We start from the raw sequence: 516 nt of genomic DNA, 5'->3' as shown, positions 1-516 counted from the left end.
CGACGCCCAGCGCATTGACGCGGTTGCGCAGCGTGGTGATGTTCTGCTCCAGCGCGAAGTCCTTGACCTCTTCCTGTATCTGGGGCGGCAGAGCGGCGTAGACGAAGTAGTTGGCCCCCTCCGCGCCGGTGTCCACCGTCAGGTCGCGGAACTCCTTGCGGATGATCTGCTGCGCCTCGTCACGCGCCGCCTCGTCGCGGAAGCGCACGGCGATGCGGCCTGCGTCGCGGGTGATGGTGAGATAGCGCACCTTCTGCTTGCGCAGCTCGGTGCGGATGTCGCCGGTGTAGCGCTCCAGCGCCTGGTCCACCGCGGCTTCCATGTCCACGTCGATGAGCACGTGGATGCCGCCGCGCAGATCGAGGCCCAGGAACATGGGCTGGGCGTTCAGCGCCTCCAGCCAGCCCGGCAGGTCCGGGGAGGTGGTGAGCGCGCTGTTGTAGCGGTCCGAGAGGGTCTGCTCCATGACCTCCGCCCCGCGCAGTTGCTCGCTTGGCGTCGTGAAGCGCACCAGTA

1 pseudogene is annotated in these 516 nt (G+C 67.8%); it reads right to left on the bottom strand.

The window, feature by feature from the left end:
- A pseudogene (gene secD, locus CKO41_RS18415) lies at positions 1 to 466 on the bottom strand (protein translocase subunit SecD); the annotation flags it as partial.
- Positions 467 to 516: the final 50 nt, after the last annotated feature.

Origin of the sequence: Thiococcus pfennigii (genome assembly GCF_016583835.1) — a bacterium.
Lineage (GTDB): Bacteria > Pseudomonadota > Gammaproteobacteria > Chromatiales > Chromatiaceae > Thiococcus > Thiococcus pfennigii.
This window is presented reverse-complemented; position numbering and strand designations above follow the sequence as displayed.